Origin of the sequence: Sphingobacterium sp. UGAL515B_05, from assembly GCF_033097525.1 — a bacterium.
In the GTDB taxonomy this organism is placed as follows: domain Bacteria; phylum Bacteroidota; class Bacteroidia; order Sphingobacteriales; family Sphingobacteriaceae; genus Sphingobacterium.
Genome location: NZ_CP109907.1, coordinates 222,264 through 242,645, shown reverse-complemented (window position 1 = coordinate 242,645; position 20,382 = coordinate 222,264). Strand labels below are relative to the sequence as shown.

The following is a 20,382-nucleotide window of genomic DNA, read 5'->3' as shown; positions in this document are numbered from 1 at the left end:
GATCTCTCGTGTTAAAATTGACAGTTAAATCCAAATACAATCGTCCGCAATGGAGGCAATACCTGGGCAATCGTTCCCGTTCCTAAACCAGATGGGCCACCTTGAACGGTCGTTTCGGTATCCAGGACATATTTGTTCTTGGCCCAAGTAAAGAGATTTTGCCCTTGCATAAATACATTACAATTAGACATTTTTAATCTCGAAGTCCAGCTTTTGGGCAAGTTGTAAGATAAATTGACAGACCTCAATTTAATATAGGAAGCATCCCCATAGACAGCATCAGAGCTGGTATATTGATTATAAGAGTTGTTTAATGCAACTCCATCAGCTGAAGATGCCGGTACTGTCGGGATAATTGCTCCCGGGATATTTGTATTACTGTTATTTGGTGTCCATCTGTCCAACCAGTAATCATTTTGGTTGAGCATAGCACCCGGTCTTGTGTTGAGGATTTTAGTTACTCCAAAGCGGTGGTTAAATTGAAAAAATACGCCGAGCTCGAAGCCTTTGTAGGAAAAAGTATTGTTAAATCCACCATAGAAAGGTGTACCTAAGTTAGCAACGTATCGGTCATCGCCCGTTATAGCCCCATCGCCATTGCGATCTTCGTATAACGCTCTTCCTGTTCCGGGGTCTACACCTTGATAGTGATATAAACGGACCATATTGAGCGGCTCACCAACTAGAAAGCTACTTGAATAAAATGTGTTTTCAATTCCAGGAAATTCGACAAGTTTGTTTTTATAAAACGTGAAATTAGCAGATGTTTTCCATGTAAAATTTTCATTTGTAATATTGGTGGTATTCAACTCCAGTTCCAAGCCTGTATTTTGGATCAATGCTGGTAGGTTTTCTTTGTAACTGTTGTAGCCCGTTTGAGTACTTAAAACTAAATCAGTTATCTGATCAGAAGAACGATTTCTGAAAAAGTTTCCAGTAAACAAAATTCGATCTTTCAAGAAACCTAGATCTAAAGCAAACTCCAGTTTTTTGGTTGTTTCCCACTTGATATATTCATTTGGAAGTGTTCCAATATTCATGGAAGGATTATTTAGATACGCGGTTGTTGAAGAGTAGAGTGGAAGATAAAGGTAATTTGAAATTTGATCATTACCTGTAGTTCCATAGCTCGCTCTCAATTTACCAAAACTCAAAAACGTTAGATTATCTTGTATAAAATCCTCTTTTCCAAAGACCCATCCTAGCCCTATTGCTCCAAAATTTCCAAATCGGTTTTTAGGTCCAAAACGAGATGAGCCATCTCTTCTAAAAGTTCCATTAAACAAATATTTCTCTTTCCAGTCGTAATTTACTTTTCCGAATAGTGCATTGTATTTGTAATATACGAGGTTATTGCTGGCAGTGAATAATCCTGCGGCACTTAGCGAACCTAAAAGTGCATCGTTTGAATAATTAGAACCATTGGTTGTCTGTGAACGGGATGAATTTTGCTGAAAACTTGTTCCAATTAATGCCGTAAATTTACCTCCGCCGATACTTTTTACATAATCCAATGTCGGTTCAATAATCCAATTTTCGGCCTTTGTATTAGAGAAACTAGAAGAACCAAGCGGGTTGGAAACGGTATTGTTTAAGGAAGTAATTGGCCGTTGATTATTTTGGTTCAACTGTGTGATTGTATAGCCAAAATTTGCTTTTGCTGTCAGTCCAGGTATAATTTTGTAGCTCAGATTGGCATTTGAGATCAGATTATTGGTATTACCAAAGTATTTCCGTTCGAGCAAGGCGATTGGGTTGTCAATAAAAGCTGATGACGGTAACCAATAGTATTTTCCATTGTCACTATAGATCGGATAATTGGGGGGCAAATTGTAGAGTGATGTGACATCAGAGGAAGGCATATCCGAATTGTCGTTGGCATAGCTAACTGATAGAGCGGCATTGAATTTTTTGTCAGAAGAGGTGTGATCCAAGTTTAACCGTGATGTAAAGCGACTGTTTTTGCTGTCCCCATAAAAAACAGTACTCTCGCGTCTATATCCCGAATTAAAGAAAAAGCGGGTCGATTCGTTTCCACCAGACATATTCGCTTGAACGTCGGTAATATGTCCTTTGTTTCCAATCAGCATTTTCTGCCAATCTGTCGATTTGTTCTGATCCCATAACATAAGATCTGGAGCGTTATCGGCTGTAGGTGTAACTCCAGCATTAGCAAAAGCCTCTTTTCTTAGCGTGAGATATTGTTCTAGGTTCAACATAGGGATAAAGTGGTTGACCTCGGTAAATCCGGTGTTAAAGTTGACACCAATGCGAGTACGACCTGCAGATCCTTTTTTTGTGGTGATCAATACGACACCATTTGCGCCCCGGCTACCATAGATCGCTGTAGCGTCGGCATCTTTCAAGACATCAATACGTTCAATATCCGCTGGATTAATCATGCTGAAGGGACTTAAGCCGCCTGAGGAAGCTGAGATCCCAAATGAATTGAGGTTATCCGTTGCAGGTTGTCCACCGTTAAAATTGGTAAAGGGAACTCCATCAACCACGTATAGCGGTATTGAACCTGAGGTCGTTCCACTTAATGACGCCTGATTCCTAATCTGAATCTGAACGGCACTTCCGGGCACACCATTGTTTTGGGCGATCAATACACCGGACATTCTTCCCGATAGTGCGGCAAGGGGATTACTTACAGGTTGAGAGGTAATGTCCTTCGCTGTGATCGAAGCAACTGATCCCGTATTCAATCTACGTGTTGTCGTACCGTAGCCAATAACAACCACTTCTTCTAAGCTTCCTTCTTCCGGTTTAAGTTTAATAGGAGTAGAATTGGCAATAAGCTGCTTCGCAGTGATATCAACCTTCTGATAACCAATAAAAGAAAAAGTAATAATGACATCGTCATTTGGAATACGCAGTCCCCATTGTCCATTGACATCCGTTGCGGTACTCGTTTGCATATTGCGATATTCTGCTTTTTGCCAGTCCTTTATGATAACAGATACTCCTGCCAAAGGCGTTCCATTTTCATTGACTACTTGGCCCGCAATGTGTTGCTGATTCTGTTTTTTTTCTTTTATAGCGATAATATCATTGTCCAATACTTCCCATGTTAGGTTGCTCCCGGCCAGAGACTGGGAAAGAAGATCTTTTACACTGATTTTCTTTCCAACAATATTGATTGTCGAGTTTGGGAGAGTCGATTTGCTAAAGAACATTTTGTATTTGCTCTTGTCATTGATTGTTTGAAATACATCTTCGAGTTTTCCTCCCTGGACGGAGACATCAATTTTTTCAGTTTGAGAATAGGCGAAGCTCTGTATATGCATGGCGCTAAGACAAATGAGCAGTAAAGCCAATCTCGACTCTTTTCTAAATTTGGGTTTTGTTTTGTTCATGTGAGTTATATAGGTTGATTGTTTTTAGAATAGTTGTATTTGATTTTTCCCCGTTTTTTTAATTTGAAAGTAATTGACAGTTTGTAATGCTTTTAGGATATTTTCTAGTTGTTCGTTTTCGAATGTTGCTGAGTAGCGTTGGTTGGCAACTGCTTTGTTTGTAATTTTAATTTCCACGCCATACATGCGCTCTAGCTTTAAGGCGATATCCAGTAATCTATCATCTTGAATGGTAATCCGATTTAATAACCATTCGGTTTCTAAAGCGGATCCGTCTTTTTCAGAGATGGAAAATGGCTGAATAGCTATTGCCATGGGAGCCGATGCGGTTTTAGTAGTTGTCGATGGGAATTCCTTTTCAACTCCATATACCTTTCTGATCACAAACTTTTCTTTGGGCTTTAATATAAATTTCTGATTGTCAGTTCCTTTTTTCCAAATGGAGACTTTGCCACGTACCAAAGCTGTTTCGGCATTATTTTCTTCGGCATAATCGCGCACATTGAAAGCGGTTCCCAGAACGCTAATCTCCATTCTTGGTGTATGAATAAGGAAGGGCTTGGATGGATTTTTGGCGACATCGAAAAATGCTTCCCCGATCAAAGTAACTTCACGTGTGCTGGAATCTTTGAATGAGGCGGGGTAGATTATTTTGCTCGAAGCATTAAGTGTAACTTTTGTACCGTCTTCTAGAACAATTCGCTGCTGTTGTCCGTTTGTTAGCGTAAGTTCTTGATTGTTTGATTGCGCAATTTTGTAAAGATAAAGAGATGTAAAAGCGATACAGAGGATAGCTGCAGCTGCTGCAATTCTAGGGAAATTGAATGTTTTCTGATTCCTCCGAGTCAGTTTCTTTATAATTCTGCCATGAATGCGTGCTTTGAGTGCTTTCTGTACATGATCGGGTAGTGTTTTGCTTAAATTCGGTCGGGATGAAAATGAATCGAAAAAACGTTCCACGACGTCTATTTCTTCCGAATTGGCTTCGCCTTTTAAGTATTTGTCAATTAGCTTTTCGAGCTCTTGGTTAGGATATTGCATATGATTAGTACAATGTTCACTTAAATAGTGCCCCTAACAGGAAAAAATGTACTAGTCTAAATTGGTGTTTATTTGTAATTTGCTTATTTACAGTTGTATAAAATTAATAGTAGCGTCAAAAAATGTTGGATAACAAGTTTTTTTAATTTTTGAATTGATACTCCGAGGTGATTTTGAACTGTATTTTGGGAAGTTTCTGTCAAATCACTAATTTCTTTTGTGGTAAGTCCATCTAAGTATCTCATTTTAAAGATTTCTTTTCTTTTTTGTGGGAGATTGGCTACCCATTGTTCAATTAAAGATTTTAAATCCTTTTCGGCATACTGATCTCCTTCCAGAATTTCATAACTTCGATAAAGGTGATGATTTTCTTCGATAAGGATATTTCTGCGTTTGTTTTTCTTATAGGTTTCAAAGACTTTGTATTTCATGCATGCAATGAGGTAGGATTTCAGGTTGTGAATTTCTCTACTCGGACAGTGTTCCCAAAGTTCAATAAATACATCCTGAACAATCTCTTCACAGGAAGCCAAATCTTCGAGCCTTTTGTAAGATTCATCTAAAAGTAAAGACCAATATTTATCATACAAAATATTGAAAGCCTCTAAATCGCCTTCTCGGAGCCGAGCTAACAAGCTTGCATCATTATGAGCTGGATATTTATCGTTTTTCATGATATGATAGTGTGAAGTTGAATTCCTTGGATTGGTAGGGTTGAGGAATGTAACTTTTTTTCAATATTACAGATTTTATTAAATAAGGTCAAGATCTGTACGTATTTTTTATTTTTTGTGTTTAATCTTTTGAAATTCATTAAACATTTGACATCATCATTTGGGCTTATACTCATAAGAAATTGGTTTTTGAGCCGTAATTAACTCAAAATTAGGTTGAATAAAATTAAAATAGAATTCACTTTTAATTTTTCGAATAAATAGTCAAAAGTACATTTGTTTTTGGATGGGTACTGAAATTTATCTTGTTTTATGCGTGCAGGGCAATAAAAAATTCGGTTTTTATTGTCAAAGTTTAATAATATTTTAAATTAATAAAAGACCCCTAATGTTGATTACATTAAGTTAGAAATGCGTGAACTGATTGAATCTGCAAAAAAAGAGAAAAAAGGATAGTTGTCATGGATAGCAACATATTTTGCTAAATCGTATCCTCAGAGGGGAGGATAAACCAGCGAAGCCCCGATATATACTTTCGGGGCTTCGTTGTATAAGTCATCCAAGCAGCCCCTTAATCCATCAGCTTAATTTGATCAGGATAGGGGATCTGCTGTCCCGTAGCTTTGTAGGTCGGCAACTGAGCCTTCCAGGTCCGGAGTTGATCAGAAAGTAATTTGCTGAGCTCGCTGGTTTTTCCTTTCATTTTTGGGGCAAGGTTGTTGAGTTCACCGATATCTTGCTGCAGGTTATAAAGTTCAAGCTTCCCATTTTTCATGTCGTAAAGCAACTTATAATCACCTTGTCTTATTGCCGAGAAAAAGTTGATTCCAGGGCCGTCTGGCACTGTCCACTTGTTGGGGATATTCCACACCAATGGCCGGCTGTTCCAATTGTCGGACCTGTTGCCTTCCATTAATGGCAAAAGATTCTTTCCATCTGGTTTTTCCTGTACGAGCTGATAGTGATCTATTTTGGCTAAACTGAGAATCGTTGGAAAGAGATCTTCGACCATAACAGGGGTAGCATCTGTACTTGCAGGGTGCTGTTTGGCCTGTTTGATCAACAGAGGAACCCGGATTCCACCTTCGTAAACCGACCCTTTCCCAGCTTTTAATGGCAGGTTCTGTGTATGGCTTGGTCCGGTGCGCATAGGGCTGAGGCTTAGTCCGCCATTGTCGCTAAGGAAAATAATGACGGTGTTATCGTATAGGTTTTTGTCTTTAAGAAATTGAACGATATCACCCATACTTTTGTCATAACCTTCGACCAGTGACGCATAAGCTGCTTCAGTGGAATCTAAGCCGCGGTCGAGGTATTTTTGTACAAAACGTGGATCGGGTTGGATCGGGACATGCACCGCATAGTTGGAAAAATTAAGGAAAAAAGGCTCCTTACGGCGTATAGGCTCCTCCAGTGCCTTCAGCGCCTCTCGGGTTAAGGCTTCCGTTAGAAATGTGGATGTGCCATGGTATTCCATAAGGTCGGGAACTGCCTGATAACCGGCTTTACCAGGAAGGTTACCGTAATTCTGCTCGCCATAGTAGTTTTGTGGGTGCCCAGCGGAGTGTCCTGCAATATTGACCATAAAACCCAAATTTAAAGGGCTGGCGCCAGGTGTTCCGGCAGATCCCCAATGTGCTTTGCCCACATGAATGGTATAGTAACCATTGGCCTTAAGGATGCTTGGAAATGGAGTAGCATATATGGTATGTGGTACATTGGGCACAGGACTTAGTCCGTTGATATTCCAATCCGGTGGATTCAACAATTCATCTTTGCTATCGGTCGGGGTGTCAGCTTTGGGATGGGTCCAATTGGTGACACGATGATGAGCAGCATTTAAACCGGTCAGAAAGCTCACCCGGGAAGGTGTGCACACCGGTGTTGCATACGCATTGGTAAATTTAATGGCTTCTTTGGCCAATGTTTCCAGATTGGGGGTATGAAACTTTTCGTTGATCGGTGTTTTGACCTTGTAAAATGGTTCGGACATGTCCTGCCAACCGAGGTCATCCACAAAAAACACGACAATATTGGGGCGTTCTGTTGTGGGACCAAGTTGTGCCTTGGTTTGGCTCTGCGCCTGCTGCAATAACCCTAAATTTGTAAATAGGGTCGCTAATAGGATAAATTTGCTATTTTTCTTAGAAAGTATCATAAGCATTAAAAGTATGAATAATAGGTTGGCCAATGGCCTTATCTATTGTTAATTTAATTTGTGTACAGCGAATCGGGCCTTTCAATTGAATGATACATTTGTTACCAACGGATGAACCCGTAAATAGTGTTTGCCATCCCTGCTTTGTTTTCGCAGTGATGTGGAAAGCACGTATACGTTGTCCTTGCTCAAGGCTTTCTTCAATCATTAACTGGCTAACAGCTTTTGCTTTTTTAAAGCGAATAAGCTCTTGTTTTGGGTCTAGATCCTTTATCGGACTACCATATTGACGTTTGATCTCACTTCCAAGTTCTTCTAATCGCCGCCGATCTATTTGTGGTACAAGCCCCAGGGTGTCGGGTGTAACTCCTAAGATCAATGTTGCATTTCTGCCGACAGACTTTTGATACATATCCACAAGGTGGTTAAGAGAAAATATCGAATTTTCGTCATTTGGCTCCCAAAACCATTCGTGTCGACCGTTTGCTCCGCGGAGCGGGGCATCAGCCATTGCAGGCATAAAATAGGTTCCATCCGGATCACCGGTTTTTAAGAGTAAGAAATCGTTTGCGGAAATTGCCCTTGGACAACTCTCTCCTGCACCGGTATAAGGAAAAGGAAACATCGACCAGCACGGATAATGTACTGTTCCAGACTCTGAACCGCCCCATCTTGCTTCTGCCAGTTCGTCGTTATGATAAAAAAGGCAATTAGGTTGATATTTTTTTACAATTTGGAGCACATTTGGAGCACCTTTTTCAGGGCTGCTGGCTCCACCATCAAACCAAATCTCAAACAGTGGACCGTACCATGTGCATAGCTCCTGTACCATTCCCTCGACCATTTTATTATAGTATTTTTGCCGTTCTATTTGCTGCTGTCCAGTACCGATTGCTTTAAAATCGTGAATACCGAGGTAAGCGTTCCAACGAATCCCTACATAAATACCTGGTTTTATCCCGTGTTTGATACAGGCTTTTATAAAATCACCAACAAGATCTTCTTTCCCGTTTTTCCACCCTAAAGCACTCGTATTATAGGGATTGACTTTCGAAGGATAAAGGGCAAATCCAGTTTCATGAGTCGCGGTAATGAGTGCGAATTTAGCCCCGGCTAGTTTTGCACTCAGCACCCATTGCTCGACATCCAGTTGTTGCGGCTGGAAAATGTGTATATCAGGAACCGGAACAATGCGATTGGATTGCTGTTGATATGCCTTCCGGTCAAAGACATGCAGATCATAGTGAAAGATGATACCAAATTCGGCTCTCTGCCATGCGAGCTGCTGTTTATTTGGGAGGGCGACAACTTGAGCATATATGCTTGGACAGGAAAGCCCAAGCATGATAATGAACAGCAATAAATCGTGGTATGGTTTAGTAACCCTCATTTTGCGTTAAATTTGGGTTTGCATCAATTTGTTGGAGTGGGATAGGATAAACGACCTGGTATTCTTTGGCTGCATAACCTCGCTCTTTGGCTGACTGGATAAATTTTCCATGTCGAATCAAGTCTTCGCGACGTAATCCTTCAGAAAAGAACTCTCGCCCACGTTCCGCCAGTAGAAAATCACGCAACAATAATTTGTCATTATAGTCTGCAAATTTGAGTAAAGTTGTATTAGCACGTTGACGAACCTGATTGATGAGGTCGATACTCTCTTGATTAGGACCATTTAGCTCATTAAGTGCTTCAGCACGACTTAAAAGAACATCGGCATAACGTATGTAGACAATATCGTTACCCATATTTTCGCCCACACCGTTTGGATCTGGCCAGTATTTGAAGCTTCGTACATCATTGAGGGCTTTACCATTGTTATCCTCGAGCAATTCCACATTTCTACCAGAGATATCGGTATAGTTTCGTATGAGAAGTTCACGTCTTTTATCGTTCGATTCAAAGGTTTTGTAAAATGCACTATAGGTACGGAATTGTGCACCAAAATTGACCCAGTTGGTGAGAATAGGGTAGTTTGGCGGGAAAGCATGTGCCATGTAGTTATTTTGGTAGCCTGCCTGCGCGATACAAGGTGCCCTAAAGATGTATTCTTTATTGCTTTCTCCTTCAATGGCAAAAAGTCGTGGATAATTACTATACAGTTCATATTGATGAAGGTCTATAATTTCCTGAGTGACATCGGTCAGCTTTTTCCAATTTTTTTCTTTGAGATAAATCTTCATTAAATACCCAAGAGCGGCACCTTTTGTTGCCCTGCCTATTGGACTTTCTGTAAGCGGTAAATATTGTTTGGCAAATTCAAGATCACTGATGATATAGTTGACAAAGGCATCTCTGTCGGCTCTTTTGGCATTTTTTCCAATTTCTTCGATCTCCTGGGGACTGGCGCCGACGGGGATGTCAATCAAGGGGGTAGGGCCGAATAAATTATAAAGGAAATAATAAGATGACGAGCGGATAAACTTGGCTTCGGCTTGTATTTTGTTGAGTTTGGCCGGGTCTAAGCCGTTGAGCTGATTGGATAGAATGATAACCGAGTTTGCACTGGCAATGGCTTTATACATTTTCTCCCAGAATGAGTTTAAAAAACTATTATTGACAGACCAATTAAACTGAATAAATGGAGCGGCATCTTTTTCAAGGCCACCGCCAGTTTCAAAGGCAATATCTGTGTTGAACTCATTCATCATATAGGTATAGTTACGATGATCATAAGCAATAATACGGGATTGCGCGTAAGCTCCTGTAAGTAGTGCATCAATGCCGGTCTCATCGGCCAAGAATTTGTTGGGGTCGTATTCTGTATATACTTCTTCTTTCAAAAATGAATTGCAGCCTATCGTCGATAGGGATAGCAATAGTATGGTGAGATATTTAAGTTTTAATGTTGTCATGTTAGTCGAATTTAGAGTGTAAGGTTTAATCCCAATCGAATCGTGCGTGCTAAGGGGTAGCTATTGTAGCTCACTTTGGAAACGGCATTAGTTCCTGTCGCACTTGCATCAGGATCATAACCTTTATATTTGGTCCAAGTTGCCAAATTCTCTAGTGCCAGAAATATATTGACGCGATTGACTGATTTTCCATTTTTCAATACCTCGTAGTTTAAATTGATATTTTTGAGTCTTAAAAACGATGCATCTCTTACCGTCATTGAATTGATAATATAGTCGCCACCATAGGCAGTGGGGTTTACGCCGCTCGGATATTGATTGGTCGGGTTTTCTGCAGTCCACCTATTCAGGTAGTATTCGGATAACCTGTTGCGGTATTCGTTGGTAGGATAGAGAGTTTCGGTGATATTGGCGTCTAACATACTAATTCCGCCCACGTATTGAAGTAGGAAGTCCAGTGAAACATCTTTATACTTGAACGTATTGGAAAGGCTCAGATTGATTGAAGGAAAAGGTTTTCCTAAAGTGGTTCGATCTTTTAAGTCTATTTTCCCATCTTGATTCTGATCTTTAAAGCGAATATGCCCCGGCTTTGCTTCAGGTTGTGCTGAGTTTTTTATCTCCGCATCGTTCTGAAATATTCCCTCCGTCTCATACCCATAGAAAGATAACATGGGTTGACCCCGTTCTACAAGTTGATAGTTGGAGATAAAACTGGCAATAGATCCCGTAATAAGTTGTGGAATAAAATCTGGTAGCTCTTTGACTTCATTTTTTAGTAAAGCCAAATTAAATAGACTGTTCCATTGCCATTGATCACGAATAATATTTTTACTGTTTAACTGTAAATCAATACCACGGTTTTCAACATTTCCAAAATTGACCATGTAGTTGCTAAAACCCACCACTGAAGAAATGGGCTTACTGAATAGTTGATCCTTAGTATTACGTTTGTACGCGTCGACAGATCCCGTAATTCGCCCACGCAAAAGCTCAAAATCTAATCCTAGATTTATTTCTTCCGTAGATTCCCACCGTAGATTTTTATTAGGTAGTCTCGCTGGGACAACACCCTGATAAATCTTATCACCAAAGACAGCATTTCCCGACGCGACCAAGGTGTTGATTGTTTGGTAATTGTCTATTCCTTGGTTTCCTAATCGTCCATATCCAAATCTCAGTTTAAGCGTGGTACCATTTTCTTTCAAAGGGGAAAGAAAATCTTCATCCGTTAATTTCCAGGCAAAAGCTCCGGAAGGAAAAAATGCAAACTTGTTTTCTTCAGAAAAGCGCGATGTACCATCTGAACGCAAAGAGGCTGTAATAAAATAACGATCGTTAAAATTATAATTGATACGGCCTAATACACCATTGAGTCTGTTTCGGCTTTTACTAGAACTTACATTGTCGCCTTTATCACCATCTCCACTCTGTAAAAGGTTGTAAGAAGTGACGTCAGATAAAAATTTCATTGAACTGGCTCCCACGCCTTCACTTTGAAACTCTTCAAATGTTGTTCCCAATAAGAAAGCCAATTGATGTTTTCCAATTTTTTTATTGTAGTTGAGTAAAAACTCGCCCAACCATTGGTGGCCACTTGACGCATTTTTTGAACCCAATCCGCCATTGGCAAGACCGTTTATGGTCGATCGGTCCGTATAACTGGAGTTCATCATGTTGGCGGTACTTCCACCAACACGTAATGTTGCTGTAAAGTCGGTAAAAGGTTTAATTTCTGCGGTAATCAATCCGTAAAAGGTATTGGAGATATTTCTATTCTCCTTACCATTGATTAGGGCCAATGGATTGTCTAAAGCGATAAAGTTATTAAGGTAGTATCGACCATGTTCATTGAGGTGTGCCGGTAGCGTGGGGTCAAATTGCAGTGCGCTATTGAGCGGGCCCGCGGCTTCATTCACGCCATTGGATGTATAGATTGCTTGCTGGTTACCACGGGTATAATTTCCATTTATATTGAATTTTATATAATCCTTTGGTCGAAATTCCAGATTTGTTCTGAAATTAATTTTAGCGTAGCCCGAGTTTTTTACTAGACCATCTTGGTTGAAATAATTTAGAGCGGTATAGAAATTACTCTTGTCCCCACCGCCGGAAAAGCTTAGTTGATGATTCTGTACGACCGCATTTTTTCTAAATATTTCATTCTGCCAATTGGTTCCTTCTCCCATGTTGTTGATCTGGTCTTCCGTAAAAATGGCGTCTTTGTTTGCATCTTTTCGGATAGCATTCAGAACTTGCATGTACTGCTTTCCGTTAAGGACATCCAATTTTTTTGATACATTTTGAAACCCGATATAACTATCATATTTCGCTATAGCTGTGCCAGATTTTCCTTTTTTTGTTGTAATAAGCACTACACCGCTTGCAGCACGAGTACCATAAATAGCAGCTGCTGAGGCATCTTTTAAAATGTCTATGGATTCGATGTCATCCGGACTTAAACTACTAGGGTCGATACCAGGTAGCCCATCTACGACAATCAGGGCATCATTACTACTGTTAATGGAACCAGCACCTCTGACCTGTATTTTGGTTCCTGCCCCAGGCGCCGAATTGGTTTGGCTGATGGTTACACCTGGTGCCTTACCATTGATCAACTGAAGGGCGTTGATATTGGATCCTTGTGTGAAATCCTTAGCTTGAACGGCAGAAATTGAACCTGTGAGGTCTGATTTTTTTTGAACACCATAGCCCACAACAACGACTTCCTCCATTTCATTGATTTGAGGCTCTAAAGTAATGACGAGCTGTTGGGACCGTTGAAAAGATATTGTTTTCTCTTTAAATCCAATAAAATTAATGCGAAGCTCACCACTGGGCGGAGTCTTGGCAAATTGAAAATCACCATGTTCGTCTGTCGCCACAGATTGTCCGGTACCGACGAGCAGAATAGTGGCTCCGGCAATAGGCTTTCCAGTATTGTCTTTTAATTTGCCCCGAAGATCCTGTTGAAATGTATTGTCTTTTCCAGCTGTGGTTGAAGCAGAAGCATTGGGATGGATCAAAATTGCATTATTACGCACGCTATAGGTCAATTGCTGATCGGCTAGTAATATGCGTAGTGCTTCGGCTAAAGGCTTGTTGGTAATGCTGAGATTCATTTTTTTGTCTTCATCAATTTGTTGAGAATTGTAAAGAAAGTCTTTGCCACTCTGTTTTCTAATCTTTGTTAAAATAGATTTGAAGCTTTCACCTTTCACATGTAGCGAAATGTTTTGTCCATAACTATTTGCAGTGACATGGAACGTGGCTATTACTAGAAACAGGATAATCAGTTTCATAAAAATCATAGTTTTTACGATAATCCTGGTCGTAGGATATCGAAATGAATAAGAAGTTTTATACATTTGAACTGGATAAATTGATTAATAATTTTCGTTTTGTTGGTCGTTATCTAACTGCGGGAGTGTTGGAGCACTTCCGTTTTTTTATTTAAAGTTTATTTATTGGTTACATAAATGCCTCCTTCTTTTATGTTGAATCTCAGGTTGGAAACTTCCTCTAGATTGTTGAGTAGATCACTTAGATCATTGGTGCGTCGATAGGTTCCTGAAAATCTATCCTCGCTTTGTGAGTTGATCTTAATAAATTTAACATCATACCAGTCTCTAATTTGTTCGGTTAATTGATAAATATCCACATTCTCGAATTTAAAATAACCTTGCTGCCATGCCAAGATATCCGTTGTATCTATTCCGATTTTTTTAGGCGTTGCAGTTTCTCCGTATGCTTGCTGCCCAGGAGAAAGGTGGATCACAGTCTTTGGACTACGAACCTTTACTTTCCCTTCCAGTAATGAAATCCTTTCTATACTGTTAGGGTAACTTTGGATATTAAAATGTGTTCCCAGCACCTCGGTAGTATAATGTAATCCTTGGACAGAGAAGGGCTGTCGATCGAGATGAGTGACCTCAAAATACCCTTCGCCGACTAATTGTACCTGACGTTCCTTTTCGTTAAAGCTTCTCGGAAACGTAATCTGTGAATTGCTATTGATCCATACTTTTGAACCGTCAGGTAGAACAAGTGCTTGTGTTTGCCCTTTTTGGGTTTGAATAGTCAATTTCGTGTTGTTGGCTAAAACATGTTTGTCGCCTTGTCGAAAAACAAGAGTGCCCGCTGAATCCTTGACAATCCCATAGGTTTTGAACTCGGATTGCTTCAATGGGATGTTGTTGCCGTTAGTGTTATTGCTGGCATAAATGAGACCGCTATGTTTTTTCAGAAAGATTTGATTTACTGTCGTGTTGTGTTGATGGGTCTCATCCTTATCTTTGTAGGTAAGCGTAAATAAAAGTGTCGCAAGAGAAATTATACCAATGAAAATGGCTGCATAAGGAAGGAAGGTTTTCCAACGGCTATTTTTTATGGCACCAGTTTGATACGGGGTATCTTGAACTAAATGCGCATGGATATTGGACCAAATCTTGTCTTTTTTATTTTTTTCCAGCGCGACTTCCTTGGAATATTTGAGGTAAAATTTGTCAAATTTAGCCAAAAGATCGGCACTGGGATCAGTGGTCAATAGAACTATTAATTGTCGTTCCTGTTCTGGACTAAGTTTATTTTCGAGATAGTCTTTGACTAAGTTTTCAAACTCAGAATTGGTCATCATGATATTGGTCTTTATTATAAGAACAATATTGAGTTGGGCTAAGGACTAGTCGATGAAAAAAAAAGTAAAAAATAATAAGGGATAGATGATCGAAGAATCTCCTGGGGTACGCTTGAGTTCTTCTTTGATAAATTTTAAAGAAGACACCAAATGATTTTTTACGGTATTTGTCGAAATGGATAACTGTTGCGCTATTTCCTGATGTGACAGTCCCTCGAATCGACTCATACGAAATACGAGCTGTTGTTTTGTGGGTAGCTTTTGAACCAATTGTTCCAGTGCTTCGTTCACTTCTTTTTCCGCCAAAGGGTCTTGTTCAAAAATGCAATCATGAGATCCTTCGGAGCATAGGGGTTCGAAGAGGTTATGGTATCTTTTAAGCTGTTTGAGCCTATTGAAGCATTTATTTCGACTGATTACATAGATAAATGTTCGAATATTGCTGTCTATATCTATTTTTTCTCTTGAGTCCCATAGCTGGAGAAAAGTATCCTGTACAATTTCTTCCGCAATCTGCTCATCCTTTAAAATATGATGCGCAAATTGGTAAACCATTTGCGCATATTTATCATAAAGTATCTTCAGGGCAATTTGATTACCCTGGGATAATTTGTACAATATGGCAATGTTGTCTTTCAAATGCTGTTATAAATGTTGTGTATAGCGTGCCTAGATCATCCGACTATTACACCCGGTTAGATGTTTGCTTTATTGAACGTAAGCTATTCTTCACGAAATTCGGCTGTTACCAACTTCGTGAAGAATATACTAAGATAGTAAAATCTCTATTGATCCAACGTTTGTAAATCACTTTGTTTGCCATTTACCGTATTGTTTGAAATACTGCTATTTGCGACACGTTCAAAAAATAAGGGCTTTTTATTCCAATGAAATGCAGGATATTCCTGATTGGTCTTGATTTGGTTGTTGCGAAAGACCAATCCATTGACTGATTTGGCGTAAAGAATAGGCTTATCGAAGGTTTCAAAGCGGTTGTCTTCGATGACGATATGGCTATGGAAGTATTTCTGCTGATTTTTTAAATCCGGAATTTCTGGATAGATCGATATAATCGCATTGGTAAATTGAAACATATTGGTCAAGGCATTGATGAAAGTATTGTTCCGGATGCGAATATCGTGGCAGCTACCCGTTTCGTACCAACCATTGGCATCGCCACACAGGAGAATAGCTGTACCTGAAGTATGATCAAAGCAGTTGTTTTCTACCAGGGTCTTTTTTGGCGTACTGAATAGAGCACCTCGTGCTCGATTGTGGCGTATGGTATTCCCGCTAAATAGCACACTTGGCGTCCATGTGAGGTTTTCGATGCCAATATCCATTTTTGTTGGGTCAATAGCCGGGTCCAAAGCATTACTTAAAGTAATCTTGAATTCACGGATTGGGTCTGAGGCTTTCTCGCGTAAAACGGTAATGGATTGGACCTTATTTTTCTGGTCCCAGAGTTCCATTGTACTGGATCGGATAAATTGGACCGTATCCCCCTGGTAGCCCCAGTCAAATCCGTAGGATTGATCGTGCATATAACGACCGATCAATGTTTTGTCATCTAGTCGTTTGGTGATCTTCAGGTAGGTACCATGGATATTGATGGCATCATCCATCATATTTTCATACAGTCCATTCTTCGATACAATGATACCCTTACAACCCGAAAAATGTGTCGCGTCAGCCTGAGCCGTAAAATAACGCGGATCCTGATCGCCGCGAAGTGCAATTCGGAAACCTTCCAATGTGATGTTGTCCGTTAATTGAGCTAACAAGCCCATGCCTTCGGCGTAATGGACGGCAATATTTTCAAGTCGAATATTTTTTCCTTTATGGACAAATACACCCGGGTTGGGACGAAATCCAGCGCGCATGGCAACGATGGTGCCCGGTATAAGCTTGCTGTTCTTCCATTGCTGCGCTTGAATAATACCCGGAGAGAGCTCTTTCACTTTGGTTGTGCCCACGCGGATATCGCTTGTATTATAGACTATCCGTTTGGTCTTTTCTTCAAAGGCAATCCCCGATGTCGGTCTCAGTTGCCAGCCTTCACCGGTATTGTAAAATATGCTGTCTTTGATTGTATAGGTTACCCAAGGTGCAGTTTGATAGGTAATTGTACCGTTGGTTGTATCGTTTTGTAAAATCTTGACCTGGCAGATCTGGGGGCGCTCAAAATCGATGTGGATATTTTTCAACGTGAGGTTTTTATTCTCGATCAATGCGATAGGTAACATGCGGCCATGATAGATAAAGTCTGATCCTTGTCCATCAATTGTGATGTTGTCGCAATTTTCAAATGCCATACCTACGGTCTTGGGGTTGTCCTGATCGTGATTGGAGATGTAGTATTTGCGGCTTAGCGCCCCTTCTGGATGAAAGTCATAACGTCCCTTTTTGAATTTTAAAATAATAGCTTCTTTCTTGCCACTCTTGCTGAGGATGGATTGAATAGCTTTATTGACCAATGCCGTACTATTGTTGCCCGTGTTGGGAATAACCCCATAGGTGGAAAGATCGATACTCTTCGTTGCGGACTGCGCAAGGCTGTCAAAATACACGAATGGTAGGAGAAAGATAAGCAAATAAGGTTTTAGGATGTTCATGATGTCCTGCTATTGATAAATTGGTTTATTTCGCACAATTTCCCTATGGGATTTGGCTCGTCGAATATAGGGATAATCGCTCAACATCCAAATGAAGTCGTGAAGCGTAGCGTTTTTTTTACGCATGTGAAAAACATGGTTTTACTCATAAATGGAAGCAACATACACGATGAAGAAGAAATTTGCTGCTAGGCAAAATATCGCTACACCTACTAAGGTAATAGTTGCAGAAATTTTAGATTTCTATTTAAAATTTTATATTTTTGAGATCAGGCTTAATCTAAATTGTGAAGAAAAAATCAAGACATCTTTTTCTGGTTTTCTGGTTTGTACTGATCTGTCAGATTGGATCGGCGCAATATGGGTTAGAATTTGCCAGCCACAACATGGAGGCGGATAAGCGGACTAGCCTGCAGATCGGTACCAACGAATCAATTTCTTTTCAGCATAAACTGTCTGTTTCATTCGATCTTTCCTTTTTGCCACTCCAACAGGATTATTTTGGTTATATCTTTCGACTGATTACGGATGATGGTGTCAATATCGATCTGATATACGATCGGCGGCTTGATCAGGACAAACATTTTAAATTGGTAGTTGGGGAGGACTTTACCCCGGTATCTTTCAATATCACAGCCTTACAGTTGTATTATAACTGGACGCCAATGTGCCTCGAGCTCGATATGGATAAAAAGGAGCTTTACTTTGAGGTCGGAAAGGCCCGGTATTCCTATCGGCTCAACAAACAGTTTGCGCCTCAGTTTAAGCTTGTTTTTGGTGCAAATATGATGAAAAACTTCCAGACAATGGATGTTCCTCCCATGCGCTTAAAGGATATTCGAATTGCGGATAATAGCAAACTTAAATACTATTGGCCATTGGATGAGTCTTCCGGGACCAAGAGTTTAGATGCGCAAAAAAAGAGCACAGCGGAAATCGGTAATCCGATCTGGATCAAGCGGCAACGTAGTGAATGGAAAACACAGGCTTCTTTTACACTGGAAGGACAAGCTAGCGTGGCCTTTGACAAAAATCAAGAAACACTGTTTTTTGTTGGAAATAAGCGTTTGATGATCAATAAAATTGGTGGTAGTGACGTACGTTCGCAGGAATATGCCGATGGCAAGCTTTTGCTCGTCAATGGCAGTCAATCGCTTTTTGATCCGATCAAAAAGAACGTCCTGAATATCTCCATCGACCAAAAAATTGTTGCTGCTTATGATTCCACCAGTCGAACATGGAATAAACAATTTGATTTTCCTGCGGTAGGCACAAACTATTGGCTGTTCAACAAATATTTTAATTCGTCCGACACGAGTATCTATATGATCGGGGGCTATGGCCATTTTAAATACAAAGCGGGCGTATTGCGTTATCATCTGCCTACACAATCTTGGGATAGCATTCCTTTTACAGGTGATGAAATTTTTCCGCATTATCTTGCGGGAATGGGGCAGGGAAGAGATGGGGTATATCTGGCCGGAGGTTATGGTAGTTCCACAGGAGATCAAATGTTGAATCCCCGCATTTCAAATGATTTTCTTAAGCTTGATTTCAAAAACCGCAAGTCGTTAAAAGTTCACGAATTTTCATCTGCATTCGCCGATATGGTATGGGCCAATAGTCTGGTCGTTGAAGATAGTAGTGGACTGTTTTATGGATTGATTTTCCCGAACAATAAATTCAAAACACATTTACAACTGGTGGCAAGTAGCCTCAAAGGAACACAATACCAGTTTTTGGGGAGCAGTATACCCTTCGATTTTCATGACATCCGTTCTTTTGCCGATCTCTATTATGCGCCGAAATCTAAGTCCTTTGTTGCAGTCACCTTGTTTTATGATGACAAGACCGATCTGACTAAGGCAACGATTTATACTTTACTGGCTCCTCCCTTACCGTCTGAACAGGGTATAATGCCTTTGGCTAAGCCTATGCTGCTTAAATACAGCCTTTATGTCCTCGCTGTAATGGGATTATCGCTCTTGATCTGGTGGTATCGAAAAAGAAGCAAGCAAAAAAAACAGGCTATTCCGGTCATAAAAACCGATAAAATAGAAGAGCCGCACCTACAGGCAGCACCTTTGAAGGAGAGGGAACAAGATAAAAGTGGGCAATTGGTTGATCTTTCGCAACCCAAGAAAGTGGCCAAGGGATTTGAAACCCGACATGGCGCCGGAATCTACCTTTTCGGTGGCGACCTTCAGATTGTGGATCTTGCTGGCAAAGAAATCACAAAGAAGTTTTCGCCACTGCTTAAGGAAATGCTGCTGATTTTTATTCTCTATACTGTACGATGGGAGCGGGGAATTAGCTCAGAGAAGCTGACTGAGCTATTTTGGTCCGATAAGAGCCAGTCCAGTGCGCGTAATAATCGGTCAGTGAACATCGCCAAGCTCAATAGTTTACTCGAGCAATTGGGTGATTTTAGGGTGACCAAAAAAAGTGGTTACTGGTGCATAGAACCAATGGATACCGTGTATATCGATTACCTCCGCTTCAGCAGGATGGTATCCAATAAAAAATATTTTACAGAAACTGAAATTAGGGAATTACTCGATATAATTGACAAAGGCGGCTTCCTTTTCGAAGTGGACTATGAGTGGCTCGATAATTTTAAAAGTGAAATGTCTATTCTGGTGCTCACAACGTTGGGCAATTTTATTGAAAATCTGAATGTGCAGGATAATGCTGAACTGATTATTGAGATCTGCAATAAGATATTCTATTTTGATGAAATCAATGAGGAGGCAATGGTTCATAAATGTCGTTCCTTGTTACAGCTGGGCTATCACAGCCTGGCCTTACAGTGCTATGAGAATTTCTGTCAGATCTACGCTCGTTTATATGGTGAAGCTTACCCCAAAAGTTTTAAAGACTGTCTAGATTAAGAAAAAATATTTAAAATTTTAATGTGTTGATATACAGTTGTTAATAGTGTTTTTGAATACCTGTTAATCTTCTGTTAATGTTCTATTATACCCCTCGCCAATATATTCGTTTTCATACTTAATAACCAATCAAATGAAAGCGAAAAATTA

Annotated in this window: 11 protein-coding genes; 1 reads left to right on the top strand and 10 read right to left on the bottom strand. The window is 40.1% G+C overall.

Annotation, left to right across the window (positions count from 1 at the left end; all coding sequences use genetic code 11):
- Positions 1-11: 11 nt before the first annotated feature.
- The 10 genes from OK025_RS00860 to OK025_RS00815 all read right to left on the bottom strand — a co-directional run bounded on the left by OK025_RS00860 (position 12) and on the right by OK025_RS00815 (position 17,341).
- The gene (locus tag OK025_RS00860; RefSeq protein ID WP_317667924.1) at positions 12-3,362 is read right to left on the bottom strand and encodes a TonB-dependent receptor; all 3,351 of its coding nucleotides are present in this window, start codon (positions 3,360-3,362) and stop codon (positions 12-14) included.
- A 24-nt stretch (positions 3,363-3,386) separates the two neighbouring features.
- Complete coding sequence (locus OK025_RS00855) at positions 3,387-4,403, bottom strand: FecR family protein (RefSeq protein WP_317667923.1); 1,017 nt, start codon at positions 4,401-4,403, stop codon at positions 3,387-3,389.
- A gap of 83 nt (positions 4,404-4,486) precedes the next feature.
- The gene (locus tag OK025_RS00850) at positions 4,487-5,077 is read right to left on the bottom strand and encodes an RNA polymerase sigma factor (RefSeq protein WP_204990787.1); all 591 of its coding nucleotides are present in this window, start codon (positions 5,075-5,077) and stop codon (positions 4,487-4,489) included.
- Positions 5,078-5,648: 571 nt separating this feature from the next.
- Positions 5,649-7,235 (bottom strand): sulfatase, encoded by a 1,587-nt coding sequence (locus OK025_RS00845; protein WP_317667922.1) that lies wholly within the window; start codon positions 7,233-7,235, stop codon positions 5,649-5,651.
- Positions 7,222-8,625, bottom strand: a complete 1,404-nt coding sequence (locus tag OK025_RS00840) for an alpha-L-fucosidase (protein WP_317667921.1) — start codon at positions 8,623-8,625, stop codon at positions 7,222-7,224. Before OK025_RS00840 ends, OK025_RS00845 begins: the two co-directional genes overlap by 14 nt.
- Positions 8,612-10,090, bottom strand: coding sequence for a RagB/SusD family nutrient uptake outer membrane protein (locus tag OK025_RS00835; RefSeq protein WP_317667920.1), 1,479 nt, complete (start codon positions 10,088-10,090; stop codon positions 8,612-8,614). Before OK025_RS00835 ends, OK025_RS00840 begins: the two co-directional genes overlap by 14 nt.
- 11 nt (positions 10,091-10,101) lie before the next feature.
- Positions 10,102-13,392 carry a TonB-dependent receptor gene (locus OK025_RS00830; protein WP_317667919.1) on the bottom strand — a complete coding sequence of 1,097 codons (3,291 nt, stop codon included), beginning with the start codon at positions 13,390-13,392 and terminating at the stop codon, positions 10,102-10,104.
- A 158-nt stretch (positions 13,393-13,550) separates the two neighbouring features.
- The gene (locus OK025_RS00825) at positions 13,551-14,726 is read right to left on the bottom strand and encodes a FecR family protein (protein WP_317667918.1); all 1,176 of its coding nucleotides are present in this window, start codon (positions 14,724-14,726) and stop codon (positions 13,551-13,553) included.
- A 45-nt stretch (positions 14,727-14,771) separates the two neighbouring features.
- A complete protein-coding gene (locus OK025_RS00820; protein WP_317667917.1) occupies positions 14,772-15,365 on the bottom strand; it encodes an RNA polymerase sigma-70 factor in 594 nt (197 codons plus the stop codon).
- A gap of 146 nt (positions 15,366-15,511) precedes the next feature.
- Positions 15,512-17,341 carry a hypothetical protein gene (locus OK025_RS00815; RefSeq protein ID WP_317667916.1) on the bottom strand — a complete coding sequence of 610 codons (1,830 nt, stop codon included), beginning with the start codon at positions 17,339-17,341 and terminating at the stop codon, positions 15,512-15,514.
- A gap of 287 nt (positions 17,342-17,628) precedes the next feature.
- On the opposite strand from OK025_RS00815, the gene OK025_RS00810 reads away from it, so the two are divergent.
- The gene (locus tag OK025_RS00810) at positions 17,629-20,232 is read left to right on the top strand and encodes a galactose oxidase (RefSeq protein WP_317667915.1); all 2,604 of its coding nucleotides are present in this window, start codon (positions 17,629-17,631) and stop codon (positions 20,230-20,232) included.
- Positions 20,233-20,382: the final 150 nt, after the last annotated feature.

Coding starts and splice junctions, on each gene's coding strand:
- OK025_RS00815 (WP_317667916.1), bottom strand. CDS start 17,341: ATGAACATCCTAAAACCTTATTTGCTTATCTTTCTCCTACCATTCGTG.
- OK025_RS00845 (WP_317667922.1), bottom strand. CDS start 7,235: ATGATACTTTCTAAGAAAAATAGCAAATTTATCCTATTAGCGACCCTA.
- OK025_RS00830 (WP_317667919.1), bottom strand. CDS start 13,392: ATGAAACTGATTATCCTGTTTCTAGTAATAGCCACGTTCCATGTCACT.
- OK025_RS00855 (WP_317667923.1), bottom strand. CDS start 4,403: ATGCAATATCCTAACCAAGAGCTCGAAAAGCTAATTGACAAATACTTA.
- OK025_RS00835 (WP_317667920.1), bottom strand. CDS start 10,090: ATGACAACATTAAAACTTAAATATCTCACCATACTATTGCTATCCCTA.
- OK025_RS00825 (WP_317667918.1), bottom strand. CDS start 14,726: ATGATGACCAATTCTGAGTTTGAAAACTTAGTCAAAGACTATCTCGAA.
- OK025_RS00850 (WP_204990787.1), bottom strand. CDS start 5,077: ATGAAAAACGATAAATATCCAGCTCATAATGATGCAAGCTTGTTAGCT.
- OK025_RS00840 (WP_317667921.1), bottom strand. CDS start 8,625: ATGAGGGTTACTAAACCATACCACGATTTATTGCTGTTCATTATCATG.
- OK025_RS00860 (WP_317667924.1), bottom strand. CDS start 3,362: ATGAACAAAACAAAACCCAAATTTAGAAAAGAGTCGAGATTGGCTTTA.